This window comes from Mesorhizobium sp. CO1-1-7 (assembly GCF_020164885.1).
Lineage (GTDB): Bacteria > Pseudomonadota > Alphaproteobacteria > Rhizobiales > Rhizobiaceae > Mesorhizobium > Mesorhizobium australicum.
Genome location: NZ_JAIUHA010000014.1, coordinates 43,662 through 68,365, shown reverse-complemented (window position 1 = coordinate 68,365; position 24,704 = coordinate 43,662). Strand labels below are relative to the sequence as shown.

The 24,704-nt window shown below is 63.7% G+C and carries 21 protein-coding genes and 1 pseudogene; 10 read left to right on the top strand and 12 right to left on the bottom strand.

Annotated elements, in window-relative coordinates; translation table 11 throughout:
* Positions 1 to 55 precede the first annotated feature (55 nt).
* The 3 genes from uvrB to LB516_RS26685 form a co-directional block, all read right to left on the bottom strand.
* Positions 56 to 3,220: an excinuclease ABC subunit UvrB gene (gene uvrB / locus LB516_RS26695; RefSeq protein WP_224720669.1), complete on the bottom strand. Its 3,165-nt coding sequence runs from the start codon at positions 3,218 to 3,220 to the stop codon at positions 56 to 58.
* A 117-nt stretch (positions 3,221 to 3,337) separates the two neighbouring features.
* Positions 3,338 to 4,936 (bottom strand): DUF2778 domain-containing protein, encoded by a 1,599-nt coding sequence (locus LB516_RS26690; protein WP_224720668.1) that lies wholly within the window; start codon positions 4,934 to 4,936, stop codon positions 3,338 to 3,340.
* Positions 4,937 to 5,455: 519 nt separating this feature from the next.
* A complete protein-coding gene (locus LB516_RS26685) occupies positions 5,456 to 6,712 on the bottom strand; it encodes a hypothetical protein (protein ID WP_224720667.1) in 1,257 nt (418 codons plus the stop codon).
* A gap of 143 nt (positions 6,713 to 6,855) precedes the next feature.
* Between LB516_RS26685 and LB516_RS26680 the strand changes: the two genes are divergently transcribed.
* Entirely contained in the window at positions 6,856 to 7,929 is a 1,074-nt protein-coding gene (locus LB516_RS26680; protein ID WP_224720666.1) for a CapA family protein, read from the top strand.
* Positions 7,930 to 8,024: 95 nt separating this feature from the next.
* The gene (locus LB516_RS26675; protein WP_224720693.1) at positions 8,025 to 8,984 is read left to right on the top strand and encodes a hypothetical protein; all 960 of its coding nucleotides are present in this window, start codon (positions 8,025 to 8,027) and stop codon (positions 8,982 to 8,984) included.
* A 17-nt stretch (positions 8,985 to 9,001) separates the two neighbouring features.
* Here the strand turns inward: LB516_RS26675 and LB516_RS26670 are convergent, their stop codons facing one another.
* Positions 9,002 to 9,499: a YegJ family protein gene (locus tag LB516_RS26670; RefSeq protein ID WP_224720665.1), complete on the bottom strand. Its 498-nt coding sequence runs from the start codon at positions 9,497 to 9,499 to the stop codon at positions 9,002 to 9,004.
* A 113-nt stretch (positions 9,500 to 9,612) separates the two neighbouring features.
* Between LB516_RS26670 and LB516_RS26665 the strand changes: the two genes are divergently transcribed.
* The 3 genes from LB516_RS26665 (at position 9,613) to LB516_RS26655 (ending at position 11,978) form a co-directional block, all read left to right on the top strand.
* A complete protein-coding gene (locus LB516_RS26665; protein ID WP_224720664.1) occupies positions 9,613 to 9,810 on the top strand; it encodes a hypothetical protein in 198 nt (65 codons plus the stop codon).
* A 126-nt stretch (positions 9,811 to 9,936) separates the two neighbouring features.
* Entirely contained in the window at positions 9,937 to 10,179 is a 243-nt protein-coding gene (locus LB516_RS26660; RefSeq protein WP_135915207.1) for a DUF1344 domain-containing protein, read from the top strand.
* Between the two features lie 176 nt (positions 10,180 to 10,355).
* Positions 10,356 to 11,978 carry an FAD-binding oxidoreductase gene (locus tag LB516_RS26655; RefSeq protein WP_224720663.1) on the top strand — a complete coding sequence of 541 codons (1,623 nt, stop codon included), beginning with the start codon at positions 10,356 to 10,358 and terminating at the stop codon, positions 11,976 to 11,978.
* Between the two features lie 17 nt (positions 11,979 to 11,995).
* On the opposite strand, the gene LB516_RS26650 is transcribed toward LB516_RS26655, so the two are convergent.
* The 3 genes from LB516_RS26650 to LB516_RS26640 all read right to left on the bottom strand — a co-directional run bounded on the left by LB516_RS26650 (position 11,996) and on the right by LB516_RS26640 (position 14,251).
* A complete protein-coding gene (locus LB516_RS26650; RefSeq protein WP_140664885.1) occupies positions 11,996 to 12,517 on the bottom strand; it encodes a hypothetical protein in 522 nt (173 codons plus the stop codon).
* Between the two features lie 162 nt (positions 12,518 to 12,679).
* The gene (locus tag LB516_RS26645) at positions 12,680 to 13,810 is read right to left on the bottom strand and encodes a hypothetical protein (protein WP_224720662.1); all 1,131 of its coding nucleotides are present in this window, start codon (positions 13,808 to 13,810) and stop codon (positions 12,680 to 12,682) included.
* A gap of 6 nt (positions 13,811 to 13,816) precedes the next feature.
* The gene (locus LB516_RS26640) at positions 13,817 to 14,251 is read right to left on the bottom strand and encodes a hypothetical protein (protein ID WP_224585785.1); all 435 of its coding nucleotides are present in this window, start codon (positions 14,249 to 14,251) and stop codon (positions 13,817 to 13,819) included.
* An 884-nt stretch (positions 14,252 to 15,135) separates the two neighbouring features.
* On the opposite strand from LB516_RS26640, the gene LB516_RS26635 reads away from it, so the two are divergent.
* Entirely contained in the window at positions 15,136 to 16,074 is a 939-nt protein-coding gene (locus LB516_RS26635; RefSeq protein WP_140823233.1) for a diacylglycerol/lipid kinase family protein, read from the top strand.
* Positions 16,075 to 16,417: 343 nt separating this feature from the next.
* Here LB516_RS26635 and LB516_RS26630 read toward each other — a convergent pair whose 3' ends face one another.
* From LB516_RS26630 to LB516_RS26620, 3 genes are read right to left on the bottom strand one after another with little or no spacing between them, the layout of a single operon-like run.
* Positions 16,418 to 17,335, bottom strand: coding sequence for an NAD(P)-dependent oxidoreductase (locus LB516_RS26630; RefSeq protein ID WP_224720661.1), 918 nt, complete (start codon positions 17,333 to 17,335; stop codon positions 16,418 to 16,420).
* Positions 17,332 to 18,546, bottom strand: a complete 1,215-nt coding sequence (locus tag LB516_RS26625) for a mandelate racemase/muconate lactonizing enzyme family protein (RefSeq protein ID WP_015316135.1) — start codon at positions 18,544 to 18,546, stop codon at positions 17,332 to 17,334. The genes LB516_RS26630 and LB516_RS26625 overlap by 4 nt, the downstream gene beginning before the upstream one ends.
* Positions 18,543 to 20,159, bottom strand: coding sequence for a GMC family oxidoreductase (locus LB516_RS26620; RefSeq protein ID WP_224720692.1), 1,617 nt, complete (start codon positions 20,157 to 20,159; stop codon positions 18,543 to 18,545). Before LB516_RS26620 ends, LB516_RS26625 begins: the two co-directional genes overlap by 4 nt.
* Positions 20,160 to 20,407: 248 nt before the next feature.
* On the opposite strand from LB516_RS26620, the gene LB516_RS26615 reads away from it, so the two are divergent.
* Positions 20,408 to 21,349, top strand: coding sequence for a phosphoribosylaminoimidazolesuccinocarboxamide synthase (locus tag LB516_RS26615; RefSeq protein ID WP_140713676.1), 942 nt, complete (start codon positions 20,408 to 20,410; stop codon positions 21,347 to 21,349).
* 205 nt (positions 21,350 to 21,554) lie between these two features.
* Positions 21,555 to 21,950 carry an acyl-CoA thioesterase gene (locus LB516_RS26610; RefSeq protein WP_140664901.1) on the top strand — a complete coding sequence of 132 codons (396 nt, stop codon included), beginning with the start codon at positions 21,555 to 21,557 and terminating at the stop codon, positions 21,948 to 21,950.
* A 480-nt stretch (positions 21,951 to 22,430) separates the two neighbouring features.
* Here LB516_RS26610 and LB516_RS26605 read toward each other — a convergent pair whose 3' ends face one another.
* Complete coding sequence (locus LB516_RS26605; RefSeq protein ID WP_023770230.1) at positions 22,431 to 22,799, bottom strand: winged helix-turn-helix transcriptional regulator; 369 nt, start codon at positions 22,797 to 22,799, stop codon at positions 22,431 to 22,433.
* A gap of 90 nt (positions 22,800 to 22,889) precedes the next feature.
* On the opposite strand from LB516_RS26605, the gene LB516_RS26600 reads away from it, so the two are divergent.
* Entirely contained in the window at positions 22,890 to 23,495 is a 606-nt protein-coding gene (locus LB516_RS26600; RefSeq protein WP_140617723.1) for an NADPH-dependent FMN reductase, read from the top strand.
* A gap of 334 nt (positions 23,496 to 23,829) precedes the next feature.
* Here LB516_RS26600 and LB516_RS26595 read toward each other — a convergent pair whose 3' ends face one another.
* The gene (locus tag LB516_RS26595; RefSeq protein ID WP_224720660.1) at positions 23,830 to 24,255 is read right to left on the bottom strand and encodes a hypothetical protein; all 426 of its coding nucleotides are present in this window, start codon (positions 24,253 to 24,255) and stop codon (positions 23,830 to 23,832) included.
* Positions 24,256 to 24,425: 170 nt separating this feature from the next.
* On the opposite strand from LB516_RS26595, the pseudogene LB516_RS26590 reads away from it, so the two are divergent.
* Positions 24,426 to 24,591 (top strand): annotated as a pseudogene (locus tag LB516_RS26590) (CadC-family transcriptional regulator); the annotation flags it as partial.
* Between the last annotated feature and the right edge of the window lie 113 nt (positions 24,592 to 24,704).

Genomic DNA, 24,704 nt, shown 5'->3' with positions numbered 1-24,704 from the left:
AGGCGGCAAGAAAAGCTGATCTATATTGGAGGGACAGCGGGGGCGCGAAGAATTGCTACCGTCCGGGCCTGCCTGTCTTGCCCGGCCGGCGCTTTTCGCGGCGGGCGTCGCCTTGGTCCTCGTAGGAGCCGATGCCGGAGCGTTGACGGACGATAGGCTTGTCGGCATCGCCGCGATCCTTCGCGCCCCTCTCTGTCCTGCCGGACATCTCCTCCACGGGGGAGATTGGCTGTGGCTTCGCCGGGACTTTTCCCTCTACCGGTTTTTCGGTGCGACGCACCGTCATCTCGTCGAGCGAGTTCTTTTTGAACAGCGGCTTGGTCGCATCGCCGGGGATGCCGAAGTCGGAGCCATGCGCTTCTTCCGCCGACTGCTTCTTGAACAGCGACCGCGACACCGCGCCTGACGGCGTCGGCATGTCGGTACCAGGTCCCATATCGTCCAGTGACGGCTTGGCGAACAGTGGCTTCTTCACCGGCACGGCGCCGTCGGCGCCCATCTCGTCGAGATCGGGCTTGCGGAAGAGGTTCGGCCTGGCGGCCTTGGCTGCCTCTTCGGCGGCGCGTGCCTGATCGAGCTTGCGGAACCGTTCCTGTTCCTCCAACGTCCGATGCTTGGCCACGCCCTTGTTGTGCTTGCCCTTTTCGCGGCCAGAGGCCGGACTTTGGCCTTCCACCTCGCGCGCCAGCGGATCGTCGGAGATCGACAATTCCATCTCGTGCAGCCGCTTGATCTCGTCGCGGATGCGGGCCGCCTTTTCGAAGTCGAGATTGGCGGCGGCGTCGCGCATCTGCTTGTCCAGCGCGTCGAGATGGGCCTTGAAATTGTTGCCCATCATGGCGCCGGCGCTGTCGGTGAACTGCGAGATGTCGGCGCGGACATGGTCCTTCTCGTAGACCGAGTCCAGAATATCGGAGATGCGCGACTTGACCGATTCCGGCGTGATGCCGTTGGCGGCGTTCCACTCCATCTGCTTCTCGCGGCGCCGGTTGGTCTCGGCCATCGCCCGCTCCATCGAACCGGTGACCTGGTCCGCGTAGAGGATGACCTTGCCGTCGACATTGCGGGCGGCACGGCCGATGGTCTGGATCAGCGAGGTTTCCGAACGCAGGAAACCTTCCTTGTCAGCGTCGAGAATGGCGACGAAGCCGCATTCGGGAATATCGAGGCCTTCGCGCAAAAGGTTGATGCCGACCAGCACGTCGAAGGCGCCGAGGCGCAGGTCGCGCAGGATCTCGATGCGCTCCAGCGTGTCGATGTCGGAGTGCATGTAACGCACGCGCACGCCCTGCTCGTGCAGGTATTCGGTCAGGTCCTCCGCCATGCGCTTGGTCAGCACCGTCACCAGTGTGCGATATCCCGCCTTGGTGGTGTCGCGGATCTCACCGACGACGTCGTCGACCTGGCTCTTGGCCGGGCGCACCTCGACCGGCGGATCGATCAGGCCGGTCGGGCGGATAACCTGTTCGGCGAAGACGCCGCCGGCCTGTTCCATCTCCCAGCCGCCCGGTGTCGCCGAAACGGCAACCGAGAGCGGCCGCATTGCGTCCCATTCCTCGAAACGCAGCGGTCGGTTGTCCATGCAGGAGGGCAGGCGGAAGCCATATTCGGCCAGCGTCGCCTTGCGCCTGAAGTCGCCGCGATACATGCCGCCGATCTGCGGCACGGTGACGTGGCTCTCGTCGATGAAGACCAGCGCATTGTCTGGAATGTACTCGAACAGCGTCGGCGGCGGATCGCCAGGCTGGCGGCCGGTGAGGTAACGCGAATAGTTCTCGATGCCGGCGCAGGAGCCGGTGGCTTCCAGCATTTCGAGGTCGAAGCGGCAGCGCTGCTCCAGCCGCTGCGCCTCGAGCAGACGGCCGGCGCGCTCGAGTTCCACCAGCCGGTGCTTGAGCTCTTCCTTGATCGACTTGATCGCCTGGTTGAGCGTCGGGCGCGGCGTCACATAGTGCGAGTTGGCGTAGATCTTGACGCTCTTCAACTCGCCGGTCTTCTGGCCGGTCAGCGGATCGAACTCGGTGATCGCCTCGATCTCGTCGCCGAACATCGAGATGCGCCAGGCGCGGTCCTCAAGGTGGGCCGGGAAGATCTCGATCGTGTCGCCGCGCACGCGGAACGAGCCGCGCACGAAATTGATGTCCTGGCGCTTGTACTGCTGGGCAACGAGATCGGCGAGCAGAGCGCGCTGGTCGAGCCGGTCGCCGATCTGCATCTGGAAGGTCATCGCCGTGTAGGTCTCGACCGAACCGATACCGTAGATGCAGGATACGGAGGCGACGATGATGACGTCGTCGCGCTCGAGCAGCGAACGCGTCGCCGAATGGCGCATGCGGTCGATCTGCTCGTTGATCGAGGATTCCTTCTCGATGAAGGTGTCGGTGCGCGGAACGTAGGCTTCCGGCTGGTAATAATCGTAATAGGAGACGAAATACTCCACCGCGTTGTCGGGGAAGAATTTCTTGAACTCGGAATAGAGCTGCGCGGCCAGCGTCTTGTTGGGCGCCAGGATCAGAGCGGGGCGCTGCGTCTCCTCGATCACCTTGGCCATGGTGAAGGTTTTTCCGGAGCCGGTGACGCCGAGCAGCACCTGGGTGCGGTCGTTGTTGTCGACGCCCTCGACCAGATCCTTGATGGCGGTCGGCTGGTCGCCGGCGGGCTCGAAATCCGACACCATCTTGATGGCGATGCCGCCTTCGGATTTTTCCGGCCGGGCAGGGCGGTGCGGCGTCCACAGCACGCCGTCCTTGTGCAGCGGATTGCCGGATTCGATTAGCGCCGAGAGCGCGGCCACCGTGGCGGTGACGCCACTGGACGACATCGTCTCGGCTTCTTCCAGCGAGATGTCGAGCCCGGCGACCGGATTGAGGCCGGCCGCCGTGCGTTCGCGGGCCGACGCGGCGCCGCCCATCGAGGTGCCGCGCGCGGTGCGGCCCGGCGCGGCGGAGCGCTCGGGTATTTTCTTCGGCGGCTTGGCGCCGCCGCCTTTGCCCGCGGCGCTTCCTTCCCGTTCAGCCTCCTGCTCGATCTGCTCGGCCCAATCGGCGATCGAGCCGGTCAGCGGCGTGCCCGACAATTCGGCCTGCGGCATCTCGGCGAAGCCGCCTTTGTGCAGCGGTTCCGAGGCGTCGAGGAAATCGGTCAGCGGGCTGCGCCGCTTCGGCGCGGCGCGGTCCTCATTCGCCGTCGGCGGCGTTCTTTTATCGGGGGATTTGGCCATGTCCCGAATATGGGATTTCTCGGCCAAAATGGAAAGAGCGCGATGAGGACGGGCCGGCGGTCGCGTCAGGCTCCTGACAGAAGGCTGTCAGGAGGTGGCGGACGGTTTCGCCTTATCTCAAGCGCCGCTTCCGTTCGACGCGACCCGGGTCGCCGATCCGTTCAGGCGATCCACCACGACGAGGCGGGTGACCTTGCCCTTCTTGAAGGCGGCGAGGAAGCGGGAATAGTCCCTGAAGACGACGCAGCCATTGGATTCGGCGCGACCGCCCCGCAGCATGTAGGTATGCGCGAGCAGGCCGTTGCGGTTGTATTTGTTGCCGCCGCTCGTCGGGGTCAGGCGGATCGCCTCGACGCCGTGGAAGCGGGATTCGCGCAGCGACAGATTGTAGGTGTTGGGCGGCGTCGGGCCACGGTCCTTGACGTGGACATAGCGCGGCTGGTCGACCATTGCGCCGAGGCCGGAATGCGCCTCGAGCCGCTGGCCGTCGGGCATGTAGACGGTCTTGGCACTGATGTCGTAGACGGCGACCCCATGGCCGGCGCCGCTTCCGGCGCTCGGGCCGTTGAACAGGTTCCTGAATGCCTGGCCGAGGCCGCCCGAAGGCGTGTCCGGCTTGGCATAGGCCAGCACGTCGCCACCATCACGGGTCCGGCCTTGCCGGGCCGGCTGCCTGGCTTGCTGGACGGGCTTCGGCTGGGGCGCCGGCTTCTGCTCCAAGGTCCTGGGCTGTGCGGCCGGCTTGTCCTCTTCCACGACCCGGGGTTGCCGCGGCGCGTCATATTGCGGGCGGCGGGTCGGCAGCGGCACGTCGTCGGTGAGCGCATCCGGCAGCGAAGCGGCGTCGCCCGGCTGTTCCTGCTGGGTCTCGACAGGCGCCACCGCGACATCGGGCGAGGATTCGGTCATCGGCAGCGGCGAGGCGAAAGCTTCGTCCTCGACCGGCATCGACTCGACCAGGGCAAGCGCCAGTTGCGCGTTGTCGGGCGTTTCCGATTGGGCAAAGCCCATCGGCGCCGGCGCGGTCTGCACGACGGAACCCGTTTCGGCGCGGGCGAAGCGTTCCGCCGCCGGAGCCGGCATGTCGTTGGATAGGGTGGCCATGACCCGGACGGACGGCACGAGGGACGCCTCGGTGATCCGTGGAGTGGCGCTGGAAATCACTGGATGGGTGCTGGCCGCGGTCGCAGGCTTTCCCGCGCCGGCGAAGGCAGCGGCAAGCTTTGTCGGCGACAGCGACGCTTCCATCAGTTCGAAGCGCTGCTGCGATTTCGACTTCGCCGGCGTTGGCTTGGCCTGCGCCACCAGGCGCCCGGATTTCTCCGCCTTGGAGGTTATCGCGGCCAGCTTGAAGCAACTGGCACCGCACTGTACGGCATGGTCGTGCAGCGCCTGCGCGCCGCCATGGGCATTGGCCGTCATGAAGGGCGCCGAAGAGCTGAGGAAATGCTGCTTCAGCGGATCGGCGAGAGCGAGCGTGCCCGGCATGGACAGCGTCTGCGGCAGGCCGACCGACGTGACCGAAAGCGAGGCACCGACAGAGCTAAGGCCGGCCATGGTGCCGATCAGCCATAGGCCGACGGCGGCGCTGACGCCCGGCACCGCAATCCAGCGGACAACCCGTTCAGGGGTGAAGGATGAGGCACGTGGCGCTTCGAAGGCGGTCTCGCCGCTGCAACGCCTGTCCCCGACAATTTTACGACTCAACAACGCCATGCAACCAATCTTGCTCCAATCGGCTCCCACGTCCGCGGCTGTGATAGCCGCGACGACCATTCTGTGAGTGATCCCAGGTGGTCCCCGACGCGTTTGCCGCGCCTGTCGTTAGTTGCCGATTGCTTCAAAATATGGACAAAGTTGGTTAACCAATCCCTCTCAAAACCAATCGAGAGACGTGGACTTTGTGCCGAAAAAGGCTCGTCCACGACCATGCACGCGGTATTGCAGCCCTTCCAAGGCTTTTTTGCTGCCTGTTTTTGCCGGGCGAGTCAAGCGAAACAGCCTTCGCTAATCCTCGCAAAAGGCGATTCGGCGCTTCCGGGACAGTGAAGCACGCCAAATGCCTGTCGGCCGAGCCGCCCCAACGCCGGTTCTTATTGTCGACGGCTTCATGGCGGCAGGGCACCATTGATGTCGGCAGGCGGCCGCCATGAGCACCGTCGCCAGGGAGCTATTTCTAGGCGCTGTCCGTGATTCTCTACTTTGGATCAGTCGAAGTTCGGCTGTCCGCGCCGCTCAGTTGAACCACAGCGCGAACGTCAAGAACCCGACACCTCCAAACTCGCGCTGGATCTGGTCGAAATCCTCGCTGGTCAGGATCTTGCCGCTCTCCAGATAAGGCGCGATGCCGGGACCGGTGATCGAGAGTACGAGGTCGAAGGGTTTAGGCTCGTCGAAGAAGCGCTTCATGTTGATGCCTTTGCCGGTGATGCGGAAGTGCGGCAGCAGCGCGCGGCCTTCGAGCAGGTCCTCGGCCATCGTCAGGGTCGCGAGCCAGGCCTGCACCTGCTCCTCGCCGACTTCGAGGCCGGTGAGCGGGTTCTCGCCCTTTTGCTGCGGGCCGGGCAGCCATTCGCGGTCATTGTCGGTCTCGGCGCGGATCGCCTTCCAGTCCTCGCGCGACAGCCGGATCATTTCGAGCAGCTCCTGGCGCGCCGCCTTGCGGCGTTCCGGTTCGACAACCGGCCAGTTGACGAGATGCACCATCGAGATGAAGTCGGCGATGCGCCATTCCGAGGAGAAGATGCTCGAGCCCATCTCGCTTGGCGGCGGCACGAGGATGTCCTGCAACGGCAGCTTGGCGCGCGGAAACAGCATGTGGAACGAGCCGTCGAACGTGCCCTTGAAATCATGCGCCAGCCAGAAATCGGCCTGCGCCATCAGGAATTCGGCATAGCCTTGCAGCCAATAGCCGTCGGCGCGGTCGAAGCGGAAGGTGAGCGCGGGGGCTGTATCGCCCTGGGAGATGCCGCCGCGCGACAGCGCCGCCATGATCGCCGCCATGCTTTCATCCGGTGCGATGGTGCCGTCCTCGTTGAGGTCGATGCCGACATGGGTGAGGTCGATGACCATGCCGATATCGGCATCGGCCGGCACCGAACCAAGCGTGGTGGCGGACTTTGCCAGCCGGTCACGGAAGGCCACCAGTATGGCGCGGAACTCTTCGTAGGTCAGCGGCTCGGGATTGGGGTTCGCCGGTACCGGCAGCTGCATCAGCGGCAGCATGAAGGATTGCGGGCTCTCAAACCCATGGCGATGCAGGCCGCTGGCCAGCAGTTCCAGCGCGGTGAAGAACTCGCCGGCGCCGGCGGCATAGGCTGACGCTGGATCTTTCGGCGCGGCCGCTTCCAGGGTCGACAGCGCGCCGTCGCGCGCGGCCACGGTCCTTGCCTCGAACAAAGCGGTTGCCGCTTCGGACATGGCCGCCGATGCGGACGACAGCGGCACGAGCACAATGAAAGCCGATGCCAGCAGGCTTGCTATTCGTGTCATCTTTTTCCTCCCATTTGCCGCGGCGACCATACACGGATTTGCGCCGCCGCGCCTGTCGATGCCGGCACGCTGTCCACATCGTTGCATGAATGTCGCCGGGCACGCTTCAACCGGTCCGGCGGACGGTCTACAGAAGGCCAACGATGAGGCGTGCCGTGTCGAACTATCCGCTCTCCTACAAACTGTCCTGGCTGCCGCGTTTCCTGAAACCGTCGCTCGGCGGTGACGCCACCGGATTTGCGCCGGCGGCCGGGACGCTGATGGACCCGCTACCGAGACAGACGGTGCGGCTGGCCTTCATCGGCGACATCTCGGCGGTAGCCAACCGGAGCGCGCCGGACTGCGATCCGGCGATCAAGGCGCTGCTGGGCACGGCCGACCTGGTGATCGGCAATTGCGAAAGCCCTGTCGTCGACAGGCCGAGCGCCGTGCTGGGGACAAAGCTCGGTACGCATCATGCGATGAGCGAACGCTTTCTGGCCGAGGCACTCGCGGCGGTTGGCATCAGGCGCGAAAAACTGGTCCTGTCGCTGGCCAACAATCATGTGTTCGACCAGGGCGTCGCCGGTTTCGACGCGACGGTCGCGGCGTTGAAGCGGCTCGGTGTCGGCATCATCGGCCTCGCCGCCAAGGGTCCGGTCGAACGCTTCGCTGCCGGGCCGCTCGCTCTCGGCTTCGCCGCTTTCACGCTCTGGCGCAACGCCGATGAGAGACTGTTTGCCGACCGCGTCTCGATGGAAGGCGATCCGGCGCGCTGGCCGCGCGAGGCGAGTGCTGGGGTCGATCTCCTCTGTGCCGTGCCGCACTGGGATTGGGAATTCCGGCATTTTCCGCGCGCCGCAACACGGGCACTGGCGCGGCGGCTGGCCGGGCAGGGCGTCGGTCTGATCGCCGGCCATCACGCCCATGTCGTGCAGCCGGTGGAGCGGATCGGCGGGACGGTGATTGCCTATGGGCTCGGCGATTTCCTCGGCACGGCTTTTGCCCGGCAGCCATGGCCGGGGCGGATTGGCGGGATTCTCATCGTGGACGTCAGCGCCGATGCGGAGAAGCGCGGGACTGTCGCGTCCTACTGGTTTCATCCCTTTGTGCGCTTGCGTGCGGGAGACCACGAAGAGCTGCTGCCGGTCGAGGCATTGGGCGAGCCCATGCGGCAAAAAATCGAGGGCCGGCTGGACGCGATCTTTCCTGCTTCCCTTGTGGACGCGTCGCCCTGACCGCGTGACAGGTCCACGACAGGGCAGGGGGAAGCGCTGGCGACTTTCCCGCGAAAATGGCTATCATGCGGCAACACTGGCGGCGGGGATTGGCGATGGAGACGGCGGATTTCATGCCGGGCGCGGCTGCTATCGCAGCCATCAAGAAAGACATCGAGATCTACGAAGCGAAAAGGGCCTCGGTGGCACGCGCGGCCAAGTGGCGCGCACCGTTGTCCGTTGGCCTGGTGGTCGTCTTCGTGGCGCTCATTGCGTGGCTGTTCAACACGGTCGCCGATCCCAACGAGCAATGGTTCTCAACGCCGCACGTATTTCTGTACGTGGTCGGCTTCGTGGTGGCGGTCGTGCTTTATTTCCGGGCGATCAGGCCGGCGGCGAGGCTGCAGCAATCGTTTCGCCAGACGCTGATGCCGATCATCTTCGGCTTCATTGGGGATATGCGCTACCAGCATGACGTGACGCCGCATTCTTTTGACCGATTGCCGCGCGAGACCGTCGGCGGTTTCACCATGAGCCGCTTCGACGATATCATCTCCGGACGATATGACAGATTTGCGTTCGAACTGTATGAAGCCGACCTATGGGACGGGGGCGCCACCAAGAACAAGGCCACCACATTCAAGGGCGTCGTCGTCGCCTTCGAAACCATCGAGCCGTTTCCAGGAATACTGGTCGCGGCGCGACGTGCCAGTGGCGTGATCGGCTTTTTCCGCGGCATGTTCGCGCCCAGGATGCAGGAACTGCCGTCCGGCGTGCCGGAGCTCGACGCCGCCTACGAGTTCCGCACCAACAATGTCGAGGCGGCGCGGCCGCTGGTGACCGGCCGGCTGGCGCAAGCGCTGAAATGGCTCGGCGAAACCTGGCCGGACGAGCCCGCGCGTGTCGCGCTCAACGGCAGCGACGGTTTTCTGCTCCTGCCGCAGCCGAAGAATTTTTTCGAGCTACCTGATATTTCGGTGCCGCTCGACTACGCCAGCCATGTCGCACCGATGATTTCGGACCTGGGTGCCATGCTGGCGACCGCGGCACTGGTGCGCAAGATCGGCGCAAGCTAGTCCGGTTGGGCAAACGATCAACAATCGTAACCGGATTTGTCGCGCAGGTAGTCCGCTTCTTCCTTCGACATCCTCTTGAACATCACACACATGGTGAAGCTGCCTACTTGCCGCCCGTCGCGTCTGTATCCCCAGTCCGAAATATCGTCCCTGGTGAATTCTATGTCCTGGCCGAGGACGACATTGCGCACAGCTACCGGTTCGTTTGCCAATATGCCTACGAACCCCGTTTCGGTGCGCTGGAACGGGATGACCCAGAAGTGCTCGCTGATATCCCCATCGCGCACCTCGACCTTCAATTTGAACCTGTCGGTCCCCGAGGGCGGCGTTCCAGCCAGGGCCAGGAACTCATCCAGGCTGGCAAGAGCCTTTGCAGTCGCCGTCGCCATCTCGGGGTCGTCCGTAGCAAACATAAGCGCTTTGTCATCGTTAGGATTCGCGGCTTGCGCGCCGGCCGACCCCGGAGCACACGCCAATATCATCAAGGACATCATGGACCGGACTGCAAGCTTCATGGAAAGGCCCCCTCATGGTAACGGCGCACCATCCGGCATCCGTTCCAGATTTGCAACCGGAGCGCGAGTTTTCTCCATTTCAATTGGCGATCTGAACTGATCCATGACACAAAATGTGTATCGACAACCGCTCGGCGGTCTGTTTCGTGATGCTGCTCGAGACGGATTGCGGCGGCCTCGCCGTGATCGCAACCGCTCGCCACAATCCCTCTAAACGACTCTTTTCGCGAACGGAAATGCGCTTGCCGGGGGAACTGAAGCGGCCTGAAATGATGTCGGCCGCAGACAATATGTCGGAATTAAGCTTATGATATCCTTTGCGAAAATTCACCCAACGTGATTTGCCGATGATAGCTGTTTCGTTCCAGTCTCGGGCCGTTCGGTGCTGCCCTCTCCCAAGCGGTACCGGAAAACCGAAACAGCACGGAGTGCTATCCATGAAGAAGACCCTCGCAACCACCGCCGCTCTGCTCGCCTTCCTCGGCACGGCCTATGCCGCGACCGTTCAGGGCACCATCCAGGCCGTCGATCCGACAACCAAGTCGGTCACCCTCGACGACGGCAAGATCTACCAGCTGGCGCCCGATGCGTCGGTCGGGAAACTGAAGGTCGGCGCCAAGGTGGCGGTGACCGTCGACGACAAGACCGGCATGGTGACGTCGATCAAGAAGGCCTCATAGAGACTGCCGACCGGACTTTGAGACCCTGCTCCAATCTGGCCGGTTCCTTGGGGAACCGGCCATTTTCATTAGCTTGGACACTCACCGCCAGGCGACGACCTGGCGGAGCACCGTTGCGGCAGCGACGCTATGGTTTTTGCCAAAAGGCCGCGCTATTCCTTGCCGGGGGGATCCGCATGGCCGAGGAACAAAAGGGATTTCGCCTGTCGCGGCGGTTGCTGCTGGGGGCGGCTGTTTTTGGCGGCGCCGTGCTGTGGGGCGGCACCACAGTGGCGCGGCTGGCGCGAGGCCCGTCAGGGCCGAAGAACACCGGACGCATCGCCGATGTAGACGGTATCGCGCTGCCGCTGAAGCCGATCGCGAGCCCGCCCGCCTTCGATCCGTCGCTGCCCTGGCTGGCCAAGGGCGGCGACATCAACGATGCCAGCGGTCTGTCGAGGACCCCGATCTATGGCGTCGTCGAGGTCAGCGAGGAAGAGCATATCGCCAAGGCGCTCGCCTTCGCGCGCGCCAACGGGCTGAAAGTGTCGCTGGCGGCCATCCGCCATTCGATGGGCGGGCATGCTTTCGACGACAATGCGCTGGTCCTGGATATGAGAAAGTTCAACAAGGTTACGGTGGACGCCGCGGCCAAGACCATGACCTTGCAGCCGGGCGCGTGCTGGCACGACATCCAGGCCATGCTGCATCCGCGCTTCGCGGTGAAGGCGATGCAGTCGACCGATATCTTTTCAGTCGGCGGCTCGCTGTCGGTGAACGCGCATGGCATGGACCATCAGGCGGGCTCGGTAGCCGGCTCCATCCGCTCGATGCGGGTGATGCTGGCGGACGGGTCGGTGACCATCTGCTCGCCAACCGAAAACATCGAGCTGTTCCGACATGTCGTCGGCGGCTACGGTCTGTTCGGCGTGGTGCTGGAGGCGACGCTCGATATCGTCGACAATGCCGTCTACCGCACCTCGCGCGAGATTATCAGATCCGACGATTTCCCGAAATTCTTCGCCGAGGTGCTGGAGCCGAACAAGGACATCGGCCTGTTCTACGGGCATCTGTCGACCGCGCCGGGCAATTTCCTAGAGGACATGATCGTCTACCGCTACGATAGAGTGGCGGAGCAGCCGCCGGCCGACCAGCCGGCGCTCGGCGAACCCGATGGCGTCGGCCTGAAGCGGGTGATCATGAACATGGCCAAATGGGGCAGCGCGTTCCAGGAACTGAAATGGTTCACTGAAAAGACGCTGGAGCCGAAATTCGAAAGCTGCACGGTGCCGCGTAGCTCGGCGCTTGCCCAGGGCGAGGCCTGTCTCGTCACCCGCAACAACCCGATGCACGATTCGGTGCCGTATCTGTTCAACGACCTCATGAACGAGACCGACATACTGCATGAATATTTTATTCCTCGCGCGAGCTATAATCCATTCATCGCGGAAGCGCGCGAGATCCTGCGCAACCAGGATCTGCCGGTGCTCAACGCCTCGGTGCGCATCGTCCACAAGGAGGACGTCGCGCTGACCTACGCGCCGGAGCCGGCCTATTCGCTGGTGCTCTATATCAACCAGCCGGCCGATGCCGATGGCAATGCCAGGATGCGGGCGCTGACGCGGGCGCTGATCGACGTGACGATCAAGCATGGCGGGCGCTTCTTCCTGCCCTACCAGCTGCACTATACGGCCAAGGAATTACTGGCGTCCTATCCCGAATTGCCGGCCTTCCTGACGGCAAAGCGGCACTATGACCCGGCGGAATTGTTTTCCTCAACCTTCTACCGTGCCATCAAGGCGCTGAGCGGGACGGTGTAGACGGCACGCGGGCCGGCCTACAGGCCCGTTGGCATCAGCCCCGCCAGCCAGTTCACGGAGCGCTTTGCCGCGTCGGCGGTTGCCGAGGCGGCGCGGCCGAGATCGGTCTTGACCACGGCGTAGCCGTTCTTCGTGCGATAGAGCACGCCGGTTCCGCCGTCGACCACCTGTTCATAGGCGACGGGTCGGGCAGCGGCCGCGTCCAGGGCCGTCGTGGGCGAACCGACCGGGACGCTCGGCCGATGGCTGAGCTCTGGCGGCAGCGGGCTTTCCGTCCTGACGGCCCGGCTGGCGGGCTTCAGTTCCGGGCCCGACGCGATCGCGGCCAGGTGCGAGGAGGACGCCGAGCCCTTCGCGCGGCAGATGCCGGACACCAGCGGATAATTGAAATTGCGCTCGTGCAGGATCTGGCTCTTCATCGCCGCTTCGCAATCGGCGATGGTCGACCACTTGGCCGGCGTCTCGCCGATATATTCGCACAGCTTGGCGTCGCAGTCGCAGCCGACAATGGTCATGGCGACAAGGGCGGTCTTGATCACGGTCTCGTCCCTTCGAGATGCCCCCCGGCAGCCCAGTCAGGCATGTCGCGCCTTCAGGCCGACATGCGATCTTCCATTGCGCGCGAACAAGGCGGGATTTTGCCGCGATTGTGGAATGAGCATGACGGCTCGCCGATCCAGGCCAGGCGTGGCTGAAAAACCTCAGTAATCGTAGACGTGTTCGAGCCTGGCGCCGGCCTTGATCAGCGACGGCAGCACCAGATGCAGCTTGCGCACGGCCACGACCATGCCGGTGCGGCGCGTCGAGGGCTCCGCCGGCAGCGGATAGCTGAAAAGGATGCGCATGCCTTCGGGAATGGCGATCGAATCGGTCGACAGCACCGTGACCATGATCTCGTCATTGCCGCCGATCTCGACAAAGGAGACGCCCTTGTCGATCAGCCGCGGGATCATGTCGGTGAACACCTGGTAGCGCCTGGTGACGAAGACGGTACCGTCCGCGCCATAATCGCGTTCCAGCAAGGTGTCGGGCTCGTTGCGGGTGGCTTCGCCGACCGGCCCCCTGGCCCAGACATGGACATCGAGGAAGGCCGGGTCGGAGGTCGCGGCAAGCGCTTTGGTGATCAGGTTGGCATAGCCTTGCTTGATGGTGTCGGCGAGACCGAAGGCAAGCTTGCGTTCGCTGGTGCGGATGGAACTGTCACCAGGCGCCGGCTGCACCGCGAACAGCCCGGCGCGCTTCTCGGCATAAGGGAACTGGTACCACGGCACCTGATCGAGGAAAGAGGCATACTCCGCGGCCACCTTGGCCTGGTAGATGTCGGCCGCCGTGCGCTTGGCTGACGTCGCCTCGGTGATGCGACCGACCGTGTTCTCATAGGCCCATTGCAGGATATGCTCGATCGAATGGCTGGTGCCGATGATGACCAGCATCTGGTGGTTGGCGTAGTTGAACTTGTAGGGAGAACTGGCGCGGATCACCGTGGCATAGTCTTGCCAGAAGCGGCCGACGTAGGACCAATAGGGAAAGCCGCTCGGCTGGTCCTTGGCGACGAAACCGGCATATTCGCGCGCGGCGTAGACGATCGCCCATTCCGGATAGGTGAGGAAGGTCGACTCCTCCGGCCGCTGGTAGCCGGGGATTTCGGCGCGGACCTTGTCGGCCGGTGCCTTGGGCGGCGCGCCGTCGGCAATGCCTGGCAGCGGCGTCCTGTCGAGCGCCGGCGTCGTCAGGAAGCCATAGGCGAGCCCGGCGATCGGGATCAAGATGACGATGACGATCAGCCAGAGGATCGCCTTGACGATGCGCTTTATCAACCGGAACAGGAACATTGGCCGTCAGGCCGTGGCGAAGTGGTCGTAGATGCGCTTCGACAGCCAGAAGCCGATATAGACGGCGATGCCGCCAATGACGATGTGCGGCAGGTTGGCGAAGAAGCGGGCAGGGAATTCGATGTCGTTGAGGGAGCGGAAGCCGTTGATGAAGATACCGGCATCGAGGCAGCCGGAGCCGGTGATCAGCCCGAGCACGCCGTCGAACAGATAGATCGAGCCGAACAGCTTGAAATAGAACACCGCCTGGCGATGCGAGATGAAGGCGGCAGCCAACGCCCAGACGCCGGAGAAGGCGTGCAGCAGGTCGTCGTACCATTGCAATGAGAACAGGCCGAACAGATTGCCGTCTGCATCGTTGAAGGCCGGAATGTAGCCGATGGCCACGACGCCGAAGAACAAGAACGCGTAGGCGACTGCAAGCTTCTGGATCAGCGTCATGAAGTATCCCCCTTCTACGAGCCCATTTGTAAACGCTACTCTGCCAGCCGCCTGACGCGGTTTTCTGCGCTTCCGCGTTCTACTGCACCGCAGTAGAACTGTGCTCACGGACCCAAAGGTCCGCTGTGCTTCGGTTCTCGAAAACCACGCCATCCGACTCGGCAGAGCGCGTTTTCAAACGGGCTCTGACGACGTCGAACGTTAGCTGATTTTGCCGCCGGTTGCAGCCCCAACCGGAAACACCGTAAAAATTGCGTGGGAGAGCCAAAAGACAGTCGGCGCCGGGATTTCTCCCAGCGCCTCCCTGTCAGATCAGGACACGGTCGCGGCAGCAACTTCCGTAAAGTCGTCGCGCCATGCCGGCCTTGATTTTGACGGTCCTGCCAGAAGCCACCCGAGAGCAGCATCCGTTCCAGACCACGCCGGTCTTGGCCCTTGCGGGCCTTTGCCCTGCGTGCCATCGAAGGTCTTTGCCGTCCTTCATGGCAGCATCGGTCCGCCGTCGGCGTTGGCACGCTTTCCGCGGCCCCGTAGGTCTCGGCTTCCGTCCCTTGAACAAGCAAGCCTGCTCTCGTTCCGGGCCGTACGGGCCTCAGGAAATCCGCCTTTCACTTCGCCTTTCGGCTTGATGATCGGTAGCCGCCTGAGATGGGTTCAACTTACGCCGGGTAAGGGGTTTGGGGAATGGCCGCGCCCCTGTGGATAGCGGGATTATCGGGGACCAATGCCAGAAGCCAGGGAAGTTCAAGCGCGAAGGCCTTAGACAGCCTGCCCCGCGCTTTTTGGCATCCATGGCCGAACGCGCCCTTGCTCCGCCGGCCGGTACGAGTTTGAATGCCGGCAAAGGATCGGGCATCCAGGTCCGGCGCCGGGGAGGGCGAAACTTGAAGGTCGGGGTGGTGCTCAATCCGATTGCCGGCGGCGGCCGGCTGAAACGGCATTGGCCTGACGTCGCCGCCGCGCTGAAAAAACACTTCGGCGATTTCGAACTGCGCGAGACGCAGGCCGAAGGCGACGCCGAGCGGCTGGCGCTCGATCTCGCGGCAAACGGCTTCGACCTGGTGATCGCGGCCGGCGGCGACGGCACGGCGAGCGAGGTGGCCGACGGCTTGCTGCAGGTCCGCGAGGAGGGCGGCAGGACGACCGAGCTCGGCCTGCTGCCGTGCGGCACCGGCATCGATTTCGCGCGTGGCCTCGGCCTGCCGAAGGAGATCGGCGCGACGCTGGAACGGATTGCCGGGGCGAAGGCCAGGGCGGTCGATGCCGGCCGCATCTGCTATATCGACGACCATGGCGCGCTGGCCAGCCGCCACTTCATCAACATCGCCAGCCTTGGCCTGTCGGGCGCCACTGATCGCGCCGTCAATGCCGACAAGCGCAAGGGCAGGATGTCGGCCAAGGCGCTGTTCCTGTGGCGCACCGTGGTCGAGTTCATCCGCTACCGCTTCCAGGACGTGCGGATCACCGTCGATGACGGCGACGCGGTCGAGGCGCGCATGGCGCTGGTGGCGGTGGCCAATGGCAAATTCTTCGGCGGCGGCATGATGATCGCGCCCGATGCGGAACTGACCGATGGACAGTTCGACATCGTCATCCTGCGCGCGGCGGGCAAGCTGAAGCTGATCTGGGACATCCGCCTGCTCTATGGTGGGCGGCACCGCAACCATCCAGCGATCACCATCCTGCGCGGCAGGAAAGTGGTTGTCGAACCGCTCGGCGACGTCGAGAAGAATGGCGCGCTGGTCGACATAGACGGCGAGTCACCGGGGCGCATACCCGCCACCTTCGAGATCCTGCCTGGTGCGTTGCTGGTGAGATATTGAATCAAGGCACAGCCCGGCGGTGGAGCGTCTCAACGTCGTCATCCCAGGGCGAAGCAGGAGCGAAGCTCCGTCGCGGAGACACTGGGATCCATGCCGTGATATTGGCCGAAGAGTGCGGCGGAGCCGAAATCAGCACCGTTGCAGCGCCTTGATGTTACGGGATGGATCCTCGGGTCAAGCCCGAGGATGACGAAAGGAAGGGGTGTCTCCCGCCAATCGCCGAGCCATGCAGTCCGATCGACACTCTCGCCCGAGAAACCGGTCGACATGTTGCAGCTCTGATTCAAATTGTTGCCGCTATGATTCTAGATGCTCGCCCAACATCTTGATTTTATTCGCTAGTTCATATTTCCAGCTTGGCCGGAAAGCCCGGCGCGCGCAGGTCGGTGCCGACGGTATCTTCAAGCAATTTGACGATCTGGGTCGACCAGGCATCGCCGCCATAAGCCGCCTTGCCTTGCTCGAAGATCGCGTTGACGCGCGACGCCAGATCGAGCGGCACGCCGGATTGTTCGGCCATGGTCAGCGCAAAGCCAAGGTCCTTCAGCGCAAGGTCCATGGTGAAGCCGATATCGTAGGAGCCGTTCAGCACCAACTGGCTTTCGGTCTCGTGGACGAAGCTGTTGCCTGAAGACGCGACGATGGCGTGGTAGGATTGCGCGAGGTCGAGCCCGCCTTGCTTGGCCAGCATCAGCGCCTCGCCGGCGGCGACCAGATGGATGAAGGCCAGCATGTTGGTGATAACCTTGATCACCGCCGCCGAGCCGATCGGGCCCATCAGGAACGACTTGGCGCACATCGCTTCGATGGCCGGGCGGTGACGCTCGTAGAGGGGGGCGTCGCCGCCGACCAGCGCGGTGATCTTGCCGGCCGCCGCCAGATGCACACCGCCGGTGACCGGGCATTCCAGCGTCTCGATCCCCTTGGCCGAGGCGAGGGCGGCCAGCCGCAAAATCTCGTCGCGGCCGTTGGTCGACATCTCGATCCAGGTGCCGCCCCTGGGCAGACCTTCCAGCAATCCGCCCGGGCCGGCCAGCACCGCCTCGCTGACTTTTGGCGAAGGCAGGCAGGTGATGGCATTGCCGGCCCGCGCCGCGGCTTCGGCCGGACTATTGGCGGCCGTCGCGCCGAGCGCGACAAGGCGCTCGACGGCGGCGGGGTCGCGGTCAACGACGGTGACGGCAAAGCCGTTGCGGATCAGGCTGGCGGCAAGGTTGCCGCCGAGATGGCCAAGACCGATGAATGCGTAGCTTTGGCTCACGGCATCAGCGGCGTCTGCATCATCTGCAGATGCAGGTCCTTGCCGGTGTAGGGATGGGCGTCGCAGACCGCCTCGTTGAGCTCGACGCCGAGGCCCGGCTCCTTCGACGGGATGACATTGCCGTCCTGCCATTCGATCTTCTTCTTCAACAGCGTGGCGTGGAAACCGTCCCACTGCTTCAGCGATTCCAGGATCAGGAAGTTGGGCAGCGTCACCGCGAGCTGGATGTTGGCGGCACCGACGATCGGCCCGCAATAGCAGTGCGGCGCGACCTGGATGTGATAGGCCTCGGCCATGGCCGCGATCTTCTTGGTTTCCAGAATGCCGCCGGAGCGGCCGAGGTCCGGCTGCAGGATGGTGGCGGCACGGTTCTCGATGACACGGGCGAATTCGGATTTGGTCGTCAGCCGCTCGCCGGTGGCGATCGGGATCGAAGTCGCGCGGGCGACCTGTGCCATCACTTCGGGCATGTCGGGCGGCACCGGCTCCTCGAACCACAGCGGATCATAAGGCTCGATGGCGCGCGCCATGCGCAGCGCGCCCGATGCCGTGAATTGGCCGTGCGTGCCGAACAGGATATCGGCGCGGGTGCCGACCGCCTCGCGGATCGCCTTGATCATGCGGGTCGAGACATCGATGTCGACGAGGCGCGGCTGATGGCCGTCGAAGGCGGTGTAGGGGCCGGCCGGGTCGAGCTTGACGGCATTGAACCCCTGCTCGACATATTCGAGCGCGCAAGCCGCCGCCATCTCCGGGTCGTTGTAGACATTCCTGCCATCCGGCGCGTCCTCGGAATGGACGCTGCCGGTGTGCGGATAGAGATAGGTGTAGGAGCGCAGCGTCTCGTGAACTTGGCCGCCAAGGAGCTTGTAGACCGGCTTGTTGGCTTCCTTGCCGACGATGTCCCAACAAGCCATTTCGAGTGCGGAAAAACAGCCCATGCCGGTCACGTCGGGGCGCTGGGTGAAGCCGGAGGAATAGGCGCGGCGGAAGAAGTTCTCGATGTCGTGCGGATCGTGGCCGATCAGATAGCGCTCGGCCATGTCCTCGACGAGCTTGGCCGTGACATGGGCGGAGAAGGTGGCGTTGTAGGCCTCGCCATAGCCGACCACGCCGCCATCGGTGGTGAGCTTGACGAAGATGAAATACTTGCCGCCGATGCCGGGTGGCGGGTTGCCGACAACCCAGGTCTTGACGTCGGTGATCTTCATGTGTGGTCCTCCAGAACCAGTTCGGCGCCCTTCCACCCGGTCATGACAGAGGCGGCGTTGGTGTTGCCGGTGATGTTGTCGGGAAAGATCGAGGCGTCGATGATGCGCAAGCCTTCGAGCCCGTGCACCTTGAGGCGCGGATCGACGACGGAGCGGGAGGGATCGGGTCCCATGCGGCAGGTCGAGACCGGGTGATAGACGGTTCCGGAGCGTTTCCTGAAATCGGTGATCAGGTCGGCGTCGGACCGGATCGACGGACCGGGCAGCACCTCTTCGGCGATGATCTCGGCCATGGCGGGCATCGAGGCGATCTTGCGCACGAATTTCACCGCGTCGAGCATCTCGGTGACGTCCGCATTGGTCGAATAGGCATTGGCGACGATCTTGGGATAGTCGAGCGGATTGCTGGAGCGGATCATGATCTCGCCCCGGCTCGATGGCCGGCAGTTGGACAGCCCGATGGAGAAGCCCGGCCACGGATCCGGCGTCAGGATCGGACGCTCGCCGTTCTTCGGGATGAGGGTCGAGAAGGCCTGGAAATAGAGCTGCATGTTGGGGCGGGAGAAGGCCGGATCGGTGCGGAAGAAGCCGCCGCCATGGTTCATCGACAGCGACAGCGGCCCGGAGCGGGTCAGGATGTACTGCATGCCGACCAAAAGCTTGCCCCACCAGGGACGCAGGATCTGGTTGAGCGTCGGCAGCTTGCCCTTGAAGGTGTAGTTGATGCCGACATGGTCCTGCAGATTGGCGCCGACATTCTCGTTGGCATGCACGACCGGGATGCCCAAGCCTTCAAGCAGCGCCGCCGGGCCGACCCCGGAGAGCTGCATGAGCTGCGGCGAGTTGATCGAACCCGCGGACAGGATGATTTCGCGGCCGGCGCGGGCCGTCTTGGTCTGACCGTTCTGCCGATACTCGACGCCGACGGCGCGCTTGCCTTCGAACAGGACGCGGCTTGCCAGCGCCTTGGTCTCCACGCGCACATTGGCGCGCTTCATCGCCGGGCGCAGGAAGGCACGGGCGGCCGACATGCGGCGGCCGTTCTTGGTCGAGATCTGGTAGATGCCGACGCCTTCCTGGGCAGCACCATTGAAATCGGGGTTGAGCGGCAGGCCGGCCTGCTGGCCTGCGGTGAGATAGCGCTTCGTCAGCGGGTGGACGGCATCGGTGGTGTCGCTGATGTGCAGGGGACCGCCGCTGCCGCGCCATGCGTCGGCGCCGGCTTCATTGTCCTCGAGCGCCTTGAAGGCCGGCAACAGATCGTCATAGCCCCAGCCGGGATTGCCGGCGGCGCGCCAGTCATCGAAGTCTTCGCGGGCGCCGCGGATCCAGACCATGGCGTTGATCGAGCTTGACCCGCCAAGCAGCTTGCCGCGCGGCCAGTGGTCGACATTGCCGCCGAGGCCGGGATCCGGCTCGGTCTTGTAGTTCCAGTTCACCGTGGGATCGAAGAAGGTCTTGCCGTAGCCGAGCGGCATCTGCACGTAGAAGCGCCGGTCGCTGCCGCCGGCTTCCAGCACCAGCACCGAGAAGCGGCCCGAAGCGGATAGTTTGTCGGCCAGAACCGAGCCGGCCGAGCCGGAGCCGACGATGATGAAGTCATAGGTCTGCATGATGAAAATGGCGGCTCCGTAAATCTGGCGCAGCCTAGACGCCATGGGTTCGCCGCGTCGCCGCGCCTTCCGGCATCGGTTGTGAAAAAAGCGACTGGTATACCGGCCGGCTTTCGGGGAATGCCGACAATCGCGCTTGATATGCATGGGGTCGACGGACTATGCGGATAGCATCATTTCGGCATGATTTTTTCCGAAACTTTTCGGAATCATGCCCCTGGCCACTCCGCGCAAAGGCAGGAGAACCCATGCGTGTCCTGTCGGATGCTTTCATTCCCGAACTGCCGGGCTATTACAAAGGCAAGGTCCGGGAGAATTACGACCTGGCCGACGGCAGGCGTATCATCATCGCCACCGACCGTCTCAGCGCCTTCGACATCATCCTGACCTCGATCCCGTTCAAGGGAGAGATCCTCACCCGGACGGCGCGGTACTGGTTCGAGGAAACCGCCGACATCTGCCCGAACCATGTGCTGGAATATCCCGACCCCAACGTCGTCGTCGGCACAAGGCTCGACATACTGCCGGTCGAGATCGTCGTGCGCGGCTATCTGGCGGGGACCACCAGCACCTCGATCCTGACCCGCTACCGACGCGGCGAACGGGACATGTATGGAATGCGCCTGCCAGACGGCCTGCGCGACAATGAGAGGCTGGCCGAGCCGGTCATCACGCCGACCAGCAAGGCGGCCGACGGCGGCCATGACGAGCCGCTGTCCAGGGCCGAGATCCTGGAGCAGGGCCTGCTCACGCAGGAGCAGTGGGACACGGTTTCGGATTATGCCTTGAAGCTGTTCGCCCGCGGCCAGGCGCGCGCAGCCGAACGCGGCCTGATCCTGGCCGACACGAAATACGAATTCGGGACAGACAAGGACGGGGCGGTCATTCTCGCCGACGAAATCCACACGCCCGACAGCAGCCGGTACTGGATCGCGGCGAGCTACCAACAGGCGCTGGCTGATGGCACGCGGCCGGAGAGCTTCGACAAGGATTTCATCCGCTCATGGGTGACCGCGCGCTGCGATCCCTACAAGGACCCGATCCCGAGGATTCCGGACGAGATCGTCGAACAGGCCTCTGGGGTGTATGCCCAGGCTTACGAGGCGATCACCGGCAAGGCATTCGTTCCCGACATTTCCGGGGATACGGTTCTCGACCGCATCCGCGCTAACCTTGCACGTTATTTCTGAGAGGTGCGATCTCCAGGAACCGCGTTCCTCGGCGATTGGAGGAAACCCTCCCTGACACCCGAAGCCGCTGAAAATCAGGCACAACCGGGCGAATGCCAGGCTAGCCTATGGCCTTGGGGCGAGGAAACAGCAGCCGCCGCGCGTTGACCTATTCCCGTAGCGGCGATACGGGATCGATGACCATCACTGCTTGAGGATTCTGCCCATGGTGCAGTACGCGGACGGACGGCCGATCGGAGACCTGACGCTGCGCACCCTGGCCATGCCTTCGGACGCCAATGCCGCCGGCGACATTTTCGGTGGCTGGGTGATGGCGCAGATGGATCTTGCCTGCGGCATCCGCGCCGCCGAGCGCGCCAGGGGCCGCGTGGTGACGGCGGCGGTCAAGGAGATGTCCTTCGCCAAGCCGATGAAGATCGGCGACACGCTGTGCATCTACACCCATGTCGAACGCGTCGGCCGCACCTCGATGACGCTCAAGGTCGAGGCCTGGGCGCAGCGCTACCTTTCCGACCTGATGGAAAAGGTGACGCACGCCGATTTCGTCATGGTGGCGCTCGACGGCGAGGGCAAGCCGAAGGTGGTTCCCGCCGAGAGCTGATTCGACACCGCCAAGCCCGGGCATTTGTAACATCGCCCGAGCGAAGCGATGCGTTCAGCGACATGCTGCCGTTGCCTTCCAAGCGCAATTCTGCGGGGCACCGGAGGAAGACAATGCGTCAACACCTGTTGAACGGCTGGCTTGCGGCGGCTCTCGTGGCCTTGGTCTGCCTGCTCGGCATAACCGCTTACGCCGAAGTCAAACAGGACCTTGGGCGCACTGCCTGCCTGCATGACACCACGGATGCGAAGCAGCGAACAGCGACGTGCACACTCTGCAGCCAGACGCCTTGCTTGGCGCGAAGAGCCTGACTGGCTGCCGTTGGAATGCGGTTATCGTCGAGAGGGGGGCCGGGCGCGTCGGGCCGGCATCGAGCGCCATGGACTATTTCCAAGTCGCCTTCAGTCCAGGAACCGTGACTTCGCTTGGGCAGCTAGTGCCGCTCAGTGCAGGTCCCGGATCCCTTGCCGCGCATGGGCTTCAGGCGTGCATGTCGTCGAATCTGGCGCGTGCCGACTGGACACGCTGGGTGTTCTTGCGTGCCCATTCGCCGAGCGCGCCGACCGGCACTAGCAACTCGTGACCGAGCTCGGTCAGCTCGTAATCGACGCGCGGCGGAATGGTCGGAAACACCTTGCGGGTGACGAAGCCGTCACGCTCCAGGCCGCGCAAGGTGGTGGTCAGCATCTTCTGGGAGATGCCGCCGACGGCGGCGCGCAATTCGTTGAAACGCAGCGGTCCGCCGCCCAGCTTGCCGACCACGAGCACGGTCCATTTGTCGCCGACGCGCTGCAGGATTTCCGATACGGCGCGGCAGTCCTCGGTGTTATGCGGGTGCCTCAGTAACAAAAACGTGCCTCCTTGCGCATCAAATTGTCAGTATCACATATAGCGCCGGTATCCAAACGATACCAAAAATTCCCGCAAGGAGAGCCCCTTATGTCCAAGCCCAAAATCGCCATTGTCATCGGTTCGACGCGCGCCGCCCGCTTCGCCGACGTGCCGACGCAGTGGATCGCCAAGATCGCCAAGGCACATGCCGACATTGATGTCGAAATTGTCGATCTGCGCGACTTTCCGCTGCCCTTCTTCGATGAGGTCGCGTCCTCCGCCTGGGCGCCGTCGCAGAACGAAGTCGCACAGCGCTGGCAGAAGAAGGTCGCCGGATTCGATGGCTTCATCTTCACCGCCGCCGAATACAATCACGGCCCGACGGCCGTGCTGAAGAATGCGATCGACTACGCCGCCAACGAGTGGAACAAGAAGCCGGCCGGCTTTGTCGGCTATGGCAGCGTCGGTGGCGCCCGCGCCGTCGAACAGCTTCGTCTCCACGCCGTCGAATTGCAGATGGCGCCGGTCAAGTCCGCAGTCCATATCGCCTGGGGCGATTTCCTCGCCGTGCGCCAGGGCGAGAAGAAGCTCGAAGATCTCGAGCACCTGAACCAGGCCGCCACCGCGCTGGTCAACGACGTCGCCTGGTGGGCCAAGGTGCTGAAGGCCGCCCGCGCCGCCGACGCCATCGCCGGAGAAGCCCAGGCGGCCTGATCCGCCGGATCGGATTGTCCTCCCAAGGGATATGGGGCGGCGCTTGCGTCGCCCTTTTTTCGCGTTCCTGCAAGGAGTTGCGGCTGCGCGAAAGATCTGCATGCAACGCCGCGCCGCCCCTCAGCGCCTCGCAAGCAGGTGAGGGTGCCGCAGACACAGCGCTCTTGCGAAGGCGCCCGTCCCGGGAGCCACGTGCTCGTCCTTTGCCCGAAGAGGGCGGCTCGACCGGCAAGGTCGTGCTGATGCCTTAGTTCCCGAAGCTGCTCGTCGGCAGACTGCCACCTCAAAGGGCGGTCGTCGGTCCAGGTCGGGTCGGCTCCGAATATCGAACGGCTCAAATACCCGCGATCGCGAAAAGCCAGGCCAGGATGTCGAACAACAGAAGGACCAGCGCAATCTGCAATGCCACCCGAAGCCGCTGGATAATGCGCCAGTTGCTGACCATGTCCGCCTTGATGCGAAGGGCGAGCGCGCGCTGCATGGCCGACATGTTTGCCGGCCTGTCGCCGTCGACATATTGATGGAGCAGCTCTTCTGGGTCGAAGCGGAACGTGTATTTGTGGTAGGGCCAAAGCAAGAAGACGATCAGCCCGCCGATGGCGAACAGCAGAACCACCGCGATCCAGTCCCAAAGCCCAAGCCCGTCGGAAAGCGCCCTTCCGCCAAGCAGCGAGTTGGCGAACGCAGTGGCGAAGATGAGGCTGCCGGCGCGGGCGTTCATGTTCTCGACGAGGTTCTGCTGGTGATTGAGGCCTCTCACTGCCTCCTGATAAATGAAGGCAAGGCGGGGATCGCCGTGGGCAAGGTCGCTCGCGACTGCTGTGTTGCTGTCTGCTCTACTGGCAGATTCGTTCATAAGGGTGCTCTATAACGCGCCAGTGCTGCGTCATCCTAACTCAAATCTCTTGCCACCAAAACGTTGGCCGTACAGGACAGCTCCTCGACTCTTCCACCGGCCTCCATTTATGGGCCGACTGTTTTTGACGGCACTCTGGCGGAGATCTTTGATCTCCAGGATCAGATCGCCTCAAACGTAGTCGGCGCAATCACGCCGAAGGTCGAGGAGGCTGAAATCGAAGGTGCCAAGCGTAAACCGAGATCTTTGCGCTCGCAGCCGAACTACGCGAGCGCGATGCGTGTCGCGATGGCAAGTCATGCCTTGGCGGGACAGCTTTCTGAAGCGGAGAAGATGCGCGCCTGCGCGAACTC